This window comes from Rouxiella silvae (assembly GCF_002093625.1).
GTDB lineage: Bacteria > Pseudomonadota > Gammaproteobacteria > Enterobacterales > Enterobacteriaceae > Rouxiella > Rouxiella silvae.
Window position 1 is genome coordinate 40,038 of the sequence record NZ_MRWD01000023.1, and the last position, 14,100, is coordinate 54,137.

The following is a 14,100-nucleotide window of genomic DNA, read 5'->3' on the forward strand; positions in this document are numbered from 1 at the left end:
TGTAATACTGTCTGGTTTTTTATATATACTGATAATCAGACATCTTTTTTCGTAAATCAGCCAATTTAGCATGACGTCATCGGCGCGGTGAGAATCAATAGCATGGCGACTAAAAGCAACAGCAATAGCAATAAAATCAGGCCGACCTCCGGGCGTAAACGGTCTGAAGCCCGAAGCTTTCCCTTGTCAACGCTGGCACCCGAGACGCTACTGTTTCGTGGAGAAACGGTAAGCGCCAATACCGAATACGCTTCTCATTCACACCGTTGGAGTCAGATCATCTGTGTGAAGTCCGGCGTTTTGGCCATGCAGGTCGCCGGTCAGCGCTATCTTGCACCGCCGGAGTTCGCTTTGTGGATCCCAGCAGGAACCGTGCACTCGAGCTACAACCGTAAAACAACACGATTTTATGCTATCGACATCGCCACCCATCTTGATGCAGGACTGCCAAAAACACCGTGCTTGCTCAATCTTACGCCCGTTTTTAACGCTATTGCCGAAGACTGTTTTTCACGCGGTCTTTCCGTTCCCATCACGGAGTCGGACGTGCGCATGAGTCAGGTACTGCTGGACCAAATTGCCGTCTGTCCGTGTCTGAGTACCTATCTGCCCAACTCTGACGACAAGCTGCTGGCGCCCATTTTATCGGCGCTGGAGAAAGATCCTGCCAACAATCTTTCGCTGGCCGAGTGGGCAAAGCGGGTCTATACCTCCGAGCGGACCCTTTCGCGACGCTGCCAAGACGAGCTGGGTATGGCGTTCAGCGAATGGCGGCAACGACTGCGTTTTTTGCACGCTATTTCTCTGCTTGAGCAGGGTAAAAGCGTGCGTGAAGTCGCGTTGGACGTCGGCTATAGCTCATCTTCGGCGTTTATTACCATGTTCGTACAAATCTCGGGCACCACGCCGCAGCGTTTTCGTACGGAACAATAATTGGCTGTCTATATTAATCGACTGACTCTATATAGATAGCTGAACAGCTATGGCAAAATGGCTGTCAATTTTTTAGCACGGCAAGCGGAGAAAAGCGTGAAAATCCTGGTTGATGAAAATATGCCTTATGCGGTCGAATTGTTTAGCCGCTTGGGTGAAGTACAGGCCGTTGCGGGTCGTCCCATTCCTCAAGATGCGCTGGCTTCGGCGGATGCTCTGATGGTGCGTTCGGTCACCAAGGTCAACGAGAGCCTGTTGAGCGGCACGCCGGTAAAATTTGTCGGTACAGCCACTGCCGGTACTGACCACGTAGACGATGCCTGGTTGCAGCAGGCCGGTGTGGGATTTTCTGCCGCGCCCGGCTGTAACGCTATTGCCGTGGTTGAGTACGTCTTTTCTTCTCTGCTGATCCTCGCGCAGCGTGACGGTTTCTCGCTGCGCGATAAAACGGTGGGAATTATCGGCGTCGGCAACGTTGGTTCACGTCTTAAGGCCCGCCTGACGGCACTGGGTATTCGCACACTTCTTTGCGACCCTCCGCGTGCCCAGCACGACAGCAGCGAAACTTTCTGGCCGCTTGAAAAGCTGGTGGCCGAGGCTGATATTCTTACCTTCCATACTCCGCTAAATCAGTCTGGTCCTGACAAAACGTATCATCTGGTTGACGAAGCCCTGCTGGCCGCCTTGAAGCCGGACGCGATTCTCGTTAACGCCTGTCGGGGGGAGGTGGTGGATAATGCCGCGCTGCTGAGCGCGCTGAACGGCGAGAAGAAACTCACGGCGGTATTGGACGTATGGGAACCCGAGCCAGAACTGTCTTTGGCACTGCTGGAGAAGGTTGCCATCGGTACAGCGCACATCGCAGGCTACAGCCTTGAGGGTAAAGCGCGCGGTACTACGCAGGTTTTTGAGGCATATAGCCAGTTTATTGGCCAGCCGCAGCAGGTTCCGCTTGAAAGTCTGCTGCCCGCGCCCGAATTCGGTGAAGTCCTGCTGCGCGGTGAGCTCACCGAAGCTAAGCTGCTGCGTCTGGCGCACTTAGTGTATGATGTGCGGCGCGATGATGCCCCGCTGCGTAGAGTAGCCGGTAAAAGCGGTGAATTTGACCGTTTGCGCAAGTTTTATGAAGAGCGTCGCGAGTGGTCATCACTGTTAGTGCACTGTGATAACCCAGAGACCGCCAGCCTGTTGAAAAAACTCGGCTTTAATAGCGACGTTGCTTAAGGTCCCGATAAGGTTCCTACCGTATCCTTCTGTTATTATTATTTATCAGGGCGGAGTAAATCCCGCCCCTTTTAGTTTGTAGTCTGAAATTTTTGGAGAAAACCAACATGTCTGATGGCTGGAATATCGCGCTGCTTGGCGCCACTGGCGCGGTAGGTGATGCGCTACTGGAGCTCCTGTCTGAACGTCAGTTCCCGGTTGGTGAGCTTTTCCCGCTGGCGAGTGAGCGCAGCGCCGGACAAACGATTCGCTATAACGGCAAAAGCATGCTGGTGCGCGACGCCGCCGAGTTTGACTGGTCGCAGGTGCAGCTGGCGTTTTTTGTTGCCGGTAAAGACGCTTCGGCAAAGTATGCAGAAGAGGCGGCTAATCAGGGCTGCCTGGTTATCGACAGCAGCGGTCTTTTCTCGATGGAAAATGATATTCCGCTGGTGGTGCCATCGGTAAACCCTGACGTACTGATGCACTATCGCAACCGCAACATTGTTGCCGTTGCTGATAGCCTGACCAGCCAACTGCTGACCGCCATCAAGCCGCTGACCGAGCTGGCTGGACTGTCGCGCCTTCACGTGACGTCTCTGCTGTCCGTTTCAGCCTTGGGCAAAGCCGCCGTTGACGACCTGGCCGGACAGAGCGCGCGTTTGCTCAACGGTATTCCGGCTGAAGAGGGCATTTTCAGCAAACAGCTGGCATTCAATCTGTTGCCGCTGCTCAATGATAACGAAGGTAGCGTGTTGGAAGAGCGTCGCCTGGTGGATCAGGTGCGTAAAGTGGTTCAGGACGACGGCCTGCATATTTCGGTAAGCTGTGTACAGTCTCCGGTATTTTATGGCCATGCACAGGTTGTTCACTTAGAAGGGCTGCGTCCGATTTCTGCCGACGAAGCCCGCACAGAGCTGGAAAATGCCGACGATATCAACCTCAGCGAGGAAGACGATTTCCCGACTCAGGTCAGCGATGCGTCCGGTAATTCGTCGCTTAGCATTGGCTGTATCCGCAATGATTATGGTATTCCCGAACTGATTCAGTTTTGGTCGGTGGCAGACAACGTTCGCTTTGGCGGCGCCCTAATGGCGGTTGAAACTGCAGAAAAGCTGATCCAGGAGTACTGGTACTAATGTCTGTCGAGCAACACGTTGACACGCAGCCGTCAGCCGTTATCGCTGAACGTATTGCCCTGGGAATTGAGTACGACGGCAGCCGCTATTATGGTTGGCAGCGTCAGCAGGAAGTCGACAGCGTTCAGGCCTGTTTGGAAAAGGCGCTGAGCCGCGTTGCCGATGCGCCGATTACCGTGCAGTGCGCGGGGAGAACCGACGCGGGCGTGAGCGCAACCGGCCAGGTGGTACATTTTGATACGCCAATAATTCGCAAAGATGCGGCCTGGACGATGGGGGTCAATACTCATCTGCCCAAAGATATTGCCGTGCGCTGGGTCAGTCACGTCGGTGAGGATTTTCATGCACGTTTTAGCGCTACGGCTCGTCGCTATCGCTATGTGATTTACAATCATCGCTACCGCCCCGGAATTTTAAATCACGGAATAACGCACGTCCATATGCCGCTTGATGTTGAAAAAATGCAGCGGGCAGGGCAATGTTTGCTGGGCGAAAATGATTTTACCTCATTTCGTGCCGTACAGTGCCAGTCGAGAACGCCTTGGCGTTTTATGATGCATTTGAACGTCAGTCGCTTTGGACATTATGTTGTGGTGGATATTAAGGCCAACGCGTTCGTTCACCATATGGTGCGCAATATTGTTGGCAGCCTGGTTGAAATAGGCGCTGGCAACCAGCCTGAAAGCTGGATGGCAGAGCTGCTGGCTGCGAAAAACAGAAATCTTGCTGCCGCGACCGCCAAGGCTGAAGGGTTGTATCTTGTTGCCGTTGATTATCCCGAAAAGTTTGCGTTGCCGAAGGTTACGCTGGGCCCGCTGTTTCTTGCCGATTGAAGGACACATGAGGTAATACCATGGAATTTATCCACTATATCGTTGATTTTATCCTGCATATTGATGTGCATCTTACTGAACTCGTCGCGAACTATGGCGCATGGGTGTATGCCATTTTGTTCCTGATACTGTTCTGCGAAACCGGATTGGTGGTCACGCCATTCTTACCGGGTGACTCTTTGCTATTTGTAGCGGGGGCGCTTGCTGCTCTCCCCACTAACAGTCTCGACGTTCACGTGATGGTATTTTTGATGGTGGTGGCCGCAGTAATAGGGGATGCGGTTAACTACACCATTGGACGTTTGTTTGGTGCGAAACTGTTCGCTAATCCAAATTCAAAAATTTTCCGTCAAAGTTATTTGGACCAAACGCACAAATTTTACGAGAAACACGGCGGTAAAACGATTATTCTTGCGCGCTTTGTGCCAATTGTTCGTACTTTTGCGCCTTTTGTTGCCGGCATGGGACGTATGTCTTATCGCCAGTTTGCCACCTATAACGTGATCGGTGCCCTGATTTGGGTACTGCTATTAACCTATGCTGGCTATCTTTTTGGCAACGTGCCGTTTGTGCAGAACAATTTGAAATTCGTGATCGTCGCCATTATCGTTGTCTCTGTTTTGCCAGCGATTATCGAGGTTGTCCGTCACCGTAAAGCCGCGGGCAAAACAGGCGAGCGGCCAAACTAACGCACAGGTCAGGTCCTGACTTTAGCGATATTTCTTAAAATTAAAGTTATTAAACCAAAGGGTAAGACCAGTTTTTTATCTACAGTCTTGCCCTGTTATGGTTTAATGAGCGACATTTGTGGTCTGTTCCTGCGAGCAACCCCTCCTGCTTGATGGTTTTAACGGCAATAGCCGCATGAAACATCAGGTTTAATGGGGGCGGTTTTTGAGTTAAAAGCAGGGGACTTGTTACAGCATGAACAGCGAACTGGCGCGTGCCAGGTTCAAACAGAAAGGTCATCGATGAGCTGGATTGAACGAATTCTTAATAAAAGCAACATCTCGCAAACCCGTAAAGCAAGCATTCCAGAAGGTGTCTGGACCAAATGCGATAGCTGTGGTCAGGTGTTATACCGCGCTGAACTCGAGCGCAATCTGATGGTTTGTCCTAAGTGTGATCACCACATGCGTATGTCTGCACGTATGCGTCTGTTCACTTTTATGGACGAAGGTAGCGAGGTCGAATTGGGTAGTGAGCTTGAGCCTAAAGATTTGCTTAAGTTTAAAGACTCCAAAAAATATAAAGATCGTCTGGTAGCAGCTCAGAAAGAGACAGATGAAAAAGACGCGATGGTGGTAATGAAAGGCACCCTGTACGGCATGCCTATTGTTGTTGCTGCGTTTGAATTTGCCTTTATGGGGGGGTCTATGGCCTCCGTTGTCGGCGCACGTTTTGTGCGTGGCGTTGAGCAGGCGATGGAAGATAACTGTCCGCTGGTTTGTTTCTCTGCAAGCGGCGGTGCTCGCATGCAGGAAGCGCTGATGTCACTGATGCAGATGGCGAAAACCAGTGCTGCGCTGGCAAAACTGCAAGAGCGCGGCTTGCCTTATATCTCGGTGATGACAGACCCAACGATGGGTGGTGTTTCCGCCAGCTTGGCGATGCTTGGCGATATCAACGTTGCTGAACCTAAAGCGCTGATTGGCTTTGCGGGACCTCGCGTTATTGAGCAAACCGTTCGTGAAAAACTGCCGCCGGGCTTCCAGCGCAGTGAGTTCCTTATCGAGAAAGGGGCGATTGACATGATCGTTCGTCGTCCTGACTTGCGTAACAAACTGGGCAGCGTGCTAGCCAAATTGACCGGTCATCCTGAGCCAAAAGTCACCGAAGTACCTGTTGTTAAAGCAGATGACGCTTCAACAGATAATCATCAGGATGCCTGATAGGCTGCATTAATAGCCTGTACGCGTGAAAAGGGCGGCAATATTGTTTGCCGCCTTTACCCCCATCTGTTGGGTAATGAGTGCGGGTAATAAGTAAAATAGGCTGGTATCCAGCGTCGTGCGCAAGTGCTGACAAAGGGGCATTGCCTGTCGTAAAGTCCGGTAATGCATGTCCTTCAGATTCATAATGATTCTGAATAGATTAAGTTAGGCGGGACTTATGCAAAAGACTCTTATTCCTGAAGCCACGTCGCCTTTGGTCACGTGGCTTCATTATCTTGAAAATCTCCATTCCCAGGCGATTGAACTCGGTTTAGATCGGGTAAAAGCCGTTGCTTCACGCATGAATCTTCTGACTCCCGCCCCTAAAGTATTCACCGTTGCGGGTACCAATGGCAAAGGCACTACCTGCCGCACGCTTGAAGCCGTGCTGATGGCCGCCGGTTACCGGGTCGGGGTTTACAGTTCTCCGCACCTGGTTCGCTACACCGAGCGCGTGCGCATTCAAGGGCAAGAGCTTAGCGAAGCGGAGCACTGCCAGTCGTTTGCGCTGCTTGAGGCTGGCCGGGGTGATATTTCGCTGACCTATTTTGAATACGGTACACTTTCTGCGCTGCAGCTGTTCAAGCAGGCCGCTCTGGACGTGGTTATCCTTGAAGTCGGGCTTGGCGGAAGACTAGACGCCACCAACATTGTGGATGCCAACGTTTCTGTGGTCACCAGCATTGCTCTCGACCACACGGACTGGTTAGGCCCCGACTGCGAAAGTATTGGCCGAGAAAAAGCCGGTGTCTTCCGCCAAAACTGTCCTGCCATCGTCGGTGAAATTGACATGCCACAGACCATTGCCGACGTGGCTAATGAAAAAGGTGCTCTGCTGCATCGCGTAGGCCACGACTGGCATTATCAGGTCAGCAGTACGGATTGGAACTGGCGCTGCGAAGGCGAAGGCGCGGCTCATTACGAAAACTTGCCGCTGCCCAACGTTCCGCTGGCCAATGCGGCTACGGCGCTGGCGGCGCTGCACTATTCTGACCTGAACGTTTCTGAAGATGCGATTTATACTGGCCTGCAGCAGGCCTCTTTGCCGGGGCGTTTTCAGGTGATCAGTGAGTCGCCTAGACTTATCCTCGACGTTGCACACAATCCGCACGCCGCGGGCTATTTGGCCGGTAAACTTTCTGATTTGCCAAGGCAGGGCGGAAAAGTGCGTGCAGTTATCGGTATGTTATTGGATAAAGACATTGCGGGAACGTTGGACTGTCTTAAACCGCAGGTTGACGTTTGGTACTGCGCGCCGCTTGAAGGGCCGCGTGGTGCCGACGTATCAGCGTTGACAGAACATCTTCCGCAGGCGTTTTCTTTCACCGATGTGGTGAGTGCATGGAGACAGGCGATGCAGGATGCTGAAACTCAGGATATTGTTATAGTCTGTGGATCATTTCATACCGTAGCGCATGTGATGGCTGCGTTAGATACGGGGAATACCAGTGGCAAGTAAGTTTCAAAATCGTCTGGTTGGCACCGTAATTCTGGTCGCGCTGGGGGTCATCATTCTCCCAGGGCTGCTTGATGGAAAAAAGAAGCACTATGAGGATGAGTTCGCGTCGATTCCGTTGGTGCCTAAACCAGGGGATGCTCAGGAGCAGGACAGCACAGGACAGGTAACGCAGTCTTTGCCGGCACAACCTCCTGAAGGGGCGGGTGACGCTGTTAATGCCGGTGCGGCAGAGGCGGCTCACGCCGCCGCGCAGGCTGACGGCGCAGGTGAGGAAGACGGCGATGCAACGGTGAGCGCACCACCGCCGAAATCTCAGCCTAAGACCTTAACGCCACCGAGCCACGTTGAATCGCGTCCCGCTCAGCAAACGAGACCTGCGCAGACGAAACCAGTACCGACCAAGGCCGCCGAGCCGAAGAAAGTTGAGCCAAAGCGCGTAGAGTCCAAGCCGGTTGAAACGCCTAAGGCGGAACCTAAGTCACAGGCGACCGAGAAGCCAGCAACGGCAGAAAAAGCGCCGGTGGGCCAATCTTATGTGGTGCAGCTGGGTGCATTGAAAAATGCCGACAAGGTGAACGAGATTGTCGCGAAGCTGCGTCTGTCAGGCTATCGCGCCTATACGGTTCCGGCTACGCCGGTTCAGGGGCAGATAACCCGCGTCTTCGTCGGACCCGAGGCCAACAGGCAAAATCTTGAGTCGTCGCTGCCGGCGTTGAAAAATGCCAGTGGATTGAGCGGCGTCGTGCGTTCGTACTCGACGAAATAAAGACCCGTTATTTTGTAACGTGCAGAGCATTTGATTGTGCTTAATCACCCCGGTCACCTGGTCATCCAGGTCGCCGGGGTGTTTGTGATTAGAGCGCGCCTGTTCCCAGGCTGCCGCTGTATAAGCAAACTGTGCCCTTTTCATTTAACTTTTATTTAAAAGATTTTGTTATCTTTTTGCGATGGTTGATGTTTTTTTCACCGCAATGAATAATTTGGCTGACCGGCAGATTTCCCCTACGCAAACGTTTTCTTTTTCTGTTAGAATTCGCAGCGATTTGGATGCCGGGCAAGTTTTTCCCAGAGTAACTGTCGCTTAAGCAGCAGAGACGAAGGGTCTTATCCTGGATGAGATTGATAAAGTGATGGTTTGGATTGATTACGTCATTATTGCGGTTATCGGGTTTTCTGCTTTAGTCAGCCTGATTCGAGGTTTTGTTCGCGAAGCCTTATCATTGGTAACCTGGGGGTGCGCCTTCTTCGTTGCCAGCCACTATTATCCTTACCTCGCCGTCTATTTCACACGTTTCGAAGACGAAGTCGTTCGAAACGGGATCGCAATCGGTATCTTGTTCATCGCGACGTTGATCGTAGGTGCCATTGTAAACTATGTGATTGGCTCATTGGTCGAGCGTACCGGACTTTCGGGAACTGACCGGGTACTTGGTGTCTGTTTTGGCGCACTGCGCGGCGTACTTATCGTCTCCGCAGGGCTGTTCTTTCTGGATACGTTTACCAGCTTTTCACACGGCGATGACTGGAAGCAGTCTCAGTTGATCCCATATTTCAGTTCTATCATCAGGTGGTTCTTTGACTACCTGCAGAGCACGTCGAGTTTCTTGCCAAAGCATATTTAACTTTGGCAGCGCTGATGAGGAAAAGACAACATGTGCGGTATTGTCGGTATCGCCGGTTTCATGCCGGTAAACCAGTCGATTTATGACGCGTTAACGGTGTTACAACACCGTGGGCAGGATGCCGCAGGCATCGTCACCATTGATGGCAACAACAACTTCCGTTTGCGGAAGGCTAATGGCCTGGTGAAGGATGTATTCGAAGCACGGCATATGCAACGTTTGCAGGGCAACATGGGCCTTGGTCACGTTCGTTACCCTACGGCTGGCAGTTCCAGCGCTTCAGAGGCTCAACCTTTTTACGTCAACTCTCCGTTCGGCATCACCCTTGCCCACAACGGTAATCTGACCAATGCACACGAACTGAGAAGTACGCTGTTTGAGGGCGCGCGTCGTCACGTCAACACCACGTCTGACTCCGAAATTTTGCTGAACATTCTTGCGAGCGAGCTGGATAGATTCCAACACTACCCGCTTGAAGCAGACAACATTTTTGCTGCTGTATCCGCAATGAATCTCAAAATCCGCGGTGCTTATGCCTGTGTGGCGATGATAATTGGCCACGGCATGCTCGCGTTCCGTGACCCGCACGGTATTCGTCCATTGGTTATCGGCAAGCGCGAGCTTGAAGACGGCCGCTGTGAATACATGGTTGCGTCTGAAAGCGTGGCTCTCGATACGCTGGGCTTTGAGTTCCTGCGTGACGTTGCGCCAGGTGAAGCCGTTTATGTCACCGAAAAAGGCCAACTCTTTACGCGCATGTGTGCCGAGAATCCTCAGTACAATCCGTGCCTGTTCGAGTACGTCTATTTTGCTCGCCCGGACTCGTTTATCGACAAGATTTCGGTCTATAGCGCACGTCGCCGTATGGGCCAGAAGCTGGGTGCCAAAATTGCTCGCGAGTGGGAAGACTTGGAAATTGATGCGGTTATTCCGATCCCAGAAACGTCTAACGATATTGCTCTGGAAATCGCCCGCATCCTTAACAAGCCTTACCGTCAGGGGTTTGTTAAAAACCGCTACGTTGGCCGTACCTTCATCATGCCGGGTCAGCAGGAGCGCGTTAAGTCGGTTCGCCGTAAACTGAACGCCAACCGCGCTGAGTTCCGTGATAAAAACGTTCTGCTGATCGATGACTCTATCGTTCGCGGTACGACCTCGCAGCAGATAGTCGAGATGGCTCGTGATGCAGGTGCCAGAAATGTCTACCTCGCTTCGGCCGCGCCGGAAGTCCGTTTCCCGAACGTTTACGGTATTGATATGCCGACCGCTAATGAGCTGATCGCTCACGGTCGTGAAGTCAGCGAAATTAACCAGATGATTGGTGCAGACGCGCTTATCTTCCAGGACTTGAGCGACCTTATCGATGCGGTGAGAGAAGAGAATCCGGATATCGAGCAGTTCGAATGCTCGGTATTTGACGGCATCTACGTCACTAAAGATGTTGATCAAAACTATCTTGAGTACCTTGACGCCCTGCGTAACGACGATGCTCAGGCATTGCGCGGCCAGCAGGAAGCTGAAAATCTCGAAATGCATAACGAAGGCTGATCCAGCCTTTCAGCCGCCCATTATTCCCCACTTTATGGAGGATAATGGGCGGTATTCGCGTTATATCGCGACTCCCTCCTCTGTTACTTGCCAATCGCTTTTCAATCCGGCAAAGTCTTCTGATTATTCATACCTTCTGACGTTTTAGTTCGTCATTTCTGAGGCAGTTTTCATGAAACGACTCATTGTCGGCATCTCCGGCGCCAGCGGCGCAATTTATGGCGTTCGCCTGCTACAGGTATTACGCGAAGTCGCTGACGTTGAAACCCATCTGGTGATGAGTAATGCCGCGCGACAAACCCTCGCCCTGGAAACCGATTTGAATTTACGCGACGTGCAGGCTTTGGCCGACGTGGTTCATGATTCGCGTGATATCGCCGCCAGCATTTCTTCCGGTTCTTTCAAAACCGCGGGCATGGCGATTCTGCCTTGTTCAATCAAAACGCTCTCCGGCATCGTAAACAGCTATACCGACGGTTTACTGACGCGTGCAGCAGACGTGGTATTAAAAGAGAGCCGCAGGCTGGTTCTATGCGTGCGCGAAACCCCGCTTCACCTGGGTCATCTGCGTTTAATGACGCAGGCCGCTGAGCTGGGCGCGATTATCATGCCGCCGGTGCCGGCGTTTTATCATCGTCCGACCAGCGTTGAAGATATTGTTGATCAGACCGTTAATCGCGTCATCGATCAGTTTGATATCGAGCTGCCGGAAGACCTGTTTGTTCGTTGGCAGGGCAGCCACTGAGTTTTTGCAACCTTTTATGCCCTAATTTTGCACAGAATGATAACGATGCACCAAAATTGAACTCTTTGTGTTTTATTTTGGTGCATTTCTGTTTCAATCATCCGATGCGGCGAGGTCAACGGGTTATTTTGCAGACTACTCTAAATGTAATTACGGGCCTGTCGTTCATTAAAACAGCAGAAAAGAAAAGTCGGCACGATTACTGCATAACTTATGCATAATTACTGCATAGCAGTAAAATTAGTAAAAATGTTACCGACACAGACCGGTAACAAAACAATAAAAGGTTGTTCAGGCAACCCGGTACAACAACAAACAACAACGCACGATTAATGGCTGAGGGTAATGTATGAAAAAGTTGTTCAAGGTTCTTCCTCTGGTGTTAGTACTGGCCAGCGCAAGCAGCGCTTTTGCTGCCGTGCCAAAAGCAATCAAAATCGGTACGGATCCAACTTATGCGCCATTCGAGTCCAAGGATTCCAGCGGTAAGCTGGTAGGTTTCGATATCGACCTGGCCAATGAAATGTGTAAGCGTGCGCAAATTAAATGTACCTACGTTGAAAGTGACTTTGATGCCCTGATCCCATCATTGAAAGCAAAAAAAATCGACGCCATCATTTCCTCTCTGTCGATCACTGAAAAACGTCAGCAGGAAATCGATTTTACCGAAAAACTTTATGCCGCGAACGCACGCCTGATTGCGCCGGTTGGTTCTAAAGTTCTGCCAACGCTTGAGGCACTGAAAGGCAAAAATGTGGGTGTTTTACAGGGTTCCACTCAGGAAGCCTATGCCAACGCTATGTGGCAGCCTAAAGGTATCAACGTTGTTGCTTACCAGAACCAAGACCTGATTTACGCCGACTTAGCATCTGGTCGTCTGGACGCGGCGTTCCAGGACGAAGTGGCGGGTAGCGAAGGTTTCCTGAAACAGGCTGCGGGTAAAGGCTATGCGTTCGCGGGTCCTTCCGTTAAAGATGATAAATTCTTTGGCGTGGGTACCGGTATGGGTCTGCGTAAAAATGAAGACGACTTGAAATCCGCCCTGGACAAGGCATTCGACTCTATGCGTAAAGACGGTACTTACGACAAATTGGCGAAAAAATACTTCACGTTCGATGTGTACGGTGGTTAAGCATTAACTGACGACGTCAGGAAAATAGTTGTCGTTTCCGTAGTGGCGGCTTGCCCTTAGGGGTAAGCCGTTTTTAAAAAGCCCTAATAAACCTGCGAAACGCAGTCTGATTCTCGTCAAAGACAGGATATGTTCATGCTATATGGGTATTCCCAAGTAATAATCCAGGGCACGCTGGTTACGCTGGAATTGGCACTTTCCTCGGTGCTGCTGGCGGTGGTTATTGGTTTGATTGGTGCGGGCGGTAAGTTGTCAAAAAGCCGGGTTATTTCTGGTATTTTCGGCGCTTATACGACGTTGATTCGCGGTGTTCCCGACCTGGTATTGATGTTGTTAATTTTTTATGGTTTGCAGATTGCGTTAAACAATCTGACTGAAGCTGTTGGCATGGATCAGATTGATATCGATCCCCTGAGCGCCGGTATCATCACCCTGGGATTCATTTACGGTGCCTATTTTACCGAGACGTTTCGCGGTGCTTTTATGGCCGTCCCTCGCGGACAAATCGAAGCTGCCGTGGCCTATGGTTTCAGTGGGTCACAAATTTTTCGTCGTATTCTGTTTCCGGCCATGATGCGCTTTGCGCTGCCGGGAATTGCCAACAACTGGCAGGTTATTCTCAAGGCTACGGCGCTGGTTTCTCTGTTAGGCCTTAATGACGTGGTTAAAGCGACCCAGCTAGCAGGCAAGGGAACCTATCAACCTTTCTACTTCGCCATCGTTGCAGGTATTATTTACCTGGTATTTACCACTTTATCCAATGGTGTTCTGGTGTGGCTCGACCGCCGCTATTCGCTGGGTGTGAAGAGGGCTGAGCTATGATAGATATTTTACATCAATACGGTTTGTCCTTGCTGTACAGCGACGGTTACCGTTTCACCGGCCTCGCGGTCACGCTGTGGCTGTTAATCAGCTCGGTGGTGATGGGCGGCCTGTTGGCGGTGCTCATGGCCGTAGGACGCGTATCGCCAAACCGCTGGGTAAGCACGCCTATCTGGGTTTACACCTACATCTTCCGCGGTACTCCACTGTACGTGCAACTGCTGGTGTTTTATTCAGGCATGTACAGCCTGGAAATCGTGCGTGGAACTGACTTCTTGAACGCGTTTTTCCGCAGCGGGCTAAACTGCACCATTCTTGCGCTGACGCTTAATACCTGTGCGTATACCACCGAAATTTTCGCTGGGGCTATTCGTTCGGTTCCGCATGGAGAAATTGAGGCGGCCAATGCCTACGGCTTCTCGCGATTCAAACTTTATACCTGCATCATTTTACCTTCCGCGCTGCGCACGGCTTTGCCTGCCTACAGCAACGAAGTGATTTTAATGCTGCACTCCACCGCGTTGGCGTTTACTGCCACGGTGCCGGACGTATTGAAAGTTGCACGAGATATCAACTCCGCGACCTATCAGCCATTCTATGCCTTTGGTATTGCAGCGGTTATTTATCTTTGTGTCTCATTTGTGTTGATTAGTTTGTTCCGCAAGGCGGAAAAACGCTGGCTGGCGCACGTTAAGCCCCAGTCTTCTCACTAAAAAAATGTATTAACAGT

At 51.4% G+C, this 14,100-nt stretch carries 14 protein-coding genes; all 14 read left to right on the forward strand.

The window, feature by feature from the left end; all coding sequences use genetic code 11:
• Positions 1-102: 102 nt before the first annotated feature.
• The 14 genes from BS639_RS11185 to BS639_RS11250 all read left to right on the forward strand — a co-directional run bounded on the left by BS639_RS11185 (position 103) and on the right by BS639_RS11250 (position 14,083).
• Positions 103-933 carry an AraC family transcriptional regulator gene (locus BS639_RS11185; protein WP_082457405.1) on the forward strand — a complete coding sequence of 277 codons (831 nt, stop codon included), beginning with the start codon at positions 103-105 and terminating at the stop codon, positions 931-933.
• A gap of 96 nt (positions 934-1,029) precedes the next feature.
• On the forward strand, positions 1,030-2,157 hold the full coding sequence (gene pdxB / locus BS639_RS11190; protein WP_084983121.1) for a 4-phosphoerythronate dehydrogenase PdxB: 1,128 nt from the start codon (positions 1,030-1,032) through the stop codon (positions 2,155-2,157).
• Between the two features lie 107 nt (positions 2,158-2,264).
• Positions 2,265-3,275, forward strand: coding sequence for an aspartate-semialdehyde dehydrogenase (locus tag BS639_RS11195; RefSeq protein WP_055779280.1), 1,011 nt, complete (start codon positions 2,265-2,267; stop codon positions 3,273-3,275).
• Positions 3,275-4,108, forward strand: a complete 834-nt coding sequence (gene truA / locus BS639_RS11200) for a tRNA pseudouridine(38-40) synthase TruA (RefSeq protein WP_084983122.1) — start codon at positions 3,275-3,277, stop codon at positions 4,106-4,108. The genes BS639_RS11195 and truA overlap by 1 nt, the downstream gene beginning before the upstream one ends.
• 20 nt (positions 4,109-4,128) lie before the next feature.
• The gene (locus BS639_RS11205) at positions 4,129-4,797 is read left to right on the forward strand and encodes a DedA family protein (protein WP_055779275.1); all 669 of its coding nucleotides are present in this window, start codon (positions 4,129-4,131) and stop codon (positions 4,795-4,797) included.
• Between the two features lie 282 nt (positions 4,798-5,079).
• Positions 5,080-6,000, forward strand: a complete 921-nt coding sequence (gene accD, locus BS639_RS11210; RefSeq protein ID WP_084983123.1) for an acetyl-CoA carboxylase, carboxyltransferase subunit beta — start codon at positions 5,080-5,082, stop codon at positions 5,998-6,000.
• A gap of 220 nt (positions 6,001-6,220) precedes the next feature.
• Positions 6,221-7,501, forward strand: coding sequence for a bifunctional tetrahydrofolate synthase/dihydrofolate synthase (gene folC / locus BS639_RS11215; RefSeq protein ID WP_055779269.1), 1,281 nt, complete (start codon positions 6,221-6,223; stop codon positions 7,499-7,501).
• Complete coding sequence (gene dedD, locus BS639_RS11220) at positions 7,491-8,267, forward strand: cell division protein DedD (RefSeq protein ID WP_055779266.1); 777 nt, start codon at positions 7,491-7,493, stop codon at positions 8,265-8,267. The genes folC and dedD overlap by 11 nt, the downstream gene beginning before the upstream one ends.
• Positions 8,268-8,631: 364 nt before the next feature.
• Positions 8,632-9,123 (forward strand): colicin V production protein, encoded by a 492-nt coding sequence (gene cvpA / locus BS639_RS11225; protein WP_055779263.1) that lies wholly within the window; start codon positions 8,632-8,634, stop codon positions 9,121-9,123.
• A gap of 30 nt (positions 9,124-9,153) precedes the next feature.
• On the forward strand, positions 9,154-10,671 hold the full coding sequence (purF, locus tag BS639_RS11230; RefSeq protein WP_055779259.1) for an amidophosphoribosyltransferase: 1,518 nt from the start codon (positions 9,154-9,156) through the stop codon (positions 10,669-10,671).
• A gap of 172 nt (positions 10,672-10,843) precedes the next feature.
• Positions 10,844-11,416, forward strand: a complete 573-nt coding sequence (locus tag BS639_RS11235; RefSeq protein WP_055779255.1) for a UbiX family flavin prenyltransferase — start codon at positions 10,844-10,846, stop codon at positions 11,414-11,416.
• 349 nt (positions 11,417-11,765) lie between these two features.
• Positions 11,766-12,548: a lysine/arginine/ornithine ABC transporter substrate-binding protein gene (locus BS639_RS11240; RefSeq protein ID WP_055779251.1), complete on the forward strand. Its 783-nt coding sequence runs from the start codon at positions 11,766-11,768 to the stop codon at positions 12,546-12,548.
• 135 nt (positions 12,549-12,683) lie between these two features.
• Entirely contained in the window at positions 12,684-13,370 is a 687-nt protein-coding gene (locus BS639_RS11245; RefSeq protein WP_055779247.1) for a histidine ABC transporter permease HisQ, read from the forward strand.
• Positions 13,367-14,083: an ABC transporter permease gene (locus BS639_RS11250; protein WP_055779244.1), complete on the forward strand. Its 717-nt coding sequence runs from the start codon at positions 13,367-13,369 to the stop codon at positions 14,081-14,083. The genes BS639_RS11245 and BS639_RS11250 overlap by 4 nt, the downstream gene beginning before the upstream one ends.
• Positions 14,084-14,100 lie beyond the last annotated feature (17 nt).

Excerpts from the sequence above, each read along its gene's own strand:
- BS639_RS11185 (WP_082457405.1), top strand. The coding sequence starts at position 103 with ATGGCGACTAAAAGCAACAGCAATAGCAATAAAATCAGGCCGACCTCC.
- BS639_RS11195 (WP_055779280.1), top strand. The coding sequence starts at position 2,265 with ATGTCTGATGGCTGGAATATCGCGCTGCTTGGCGCCACTGGCGCGGTA.
- truA (WP_084983122.1), top strand. The coding sequence starts at position 3,275 with ATGTCTGTCGAGCAACACGTTGACACGCAGCCGTCAGCCGTTATCGCT.
- BS639_RS11205 (WP_055779275.1), top strand. The coding sequence starts at position 4,129 with ATGGAATTTATCCACTATATCGTTGATTTTATCCTGCATATTGATGTG.
- accD (WP_084983123.1), top strand. The coding sequence starts at position 5,080 with ATGAGCTGGATTGAACGAATTCTTAATAAAAGCAACATCTCGCAAACC.
- folC (WP_055779269.1), top strand. The coding sequence starts at position 6,221 with ATGCAAAAGACTCTTATTCCTGAAGCCACGTCGCCTTTGGTCACGTGG.
- cvpA (WP_055779263.1), top strand. The coding sequence starts at position 8,632 with ATGGTTTGGATTGATTACGTCATTATTGCGGTTATCGGGTTTTCTGCT.
- purF (WP_055779259.1), top strand. The coding sequence starts at position 9,154 with ATGTGCGGTATTGTCGGTATCGCCGGTTTCATGCCGGTAAACCAGTCG.
- BS639_RS11235 (WP_055779255.1), top strand. The coding sequence starts at position 10,844 with ATGAAACGACTCATTGTCGGCATCTCCGGCGCCAGCGGCGCAATTTAT.
- BS639_RS11240 (WP_055779251.1), top strand. The coding sequence starts at position 11,766 with ATGAAAAAGTTGTTCAAGGTTCTTCCTCTGGTGTTAGTACTGGCCAGC.
- BS639_RS11245 (WP_055779247.1), top strand. The coding sequence starts at position 12,684 with ATGCTATATGGGTATTCCCAAGTAATAATCCAGGGCACGCTGGTTACG.
- BS639_RS11250 (WP_055779244.1), top strand. The coding sequence starts at position 13,367 with ATGATAGATATTTTACATCAATACGGTTTGTCCTTGCTGTACAGCGAC.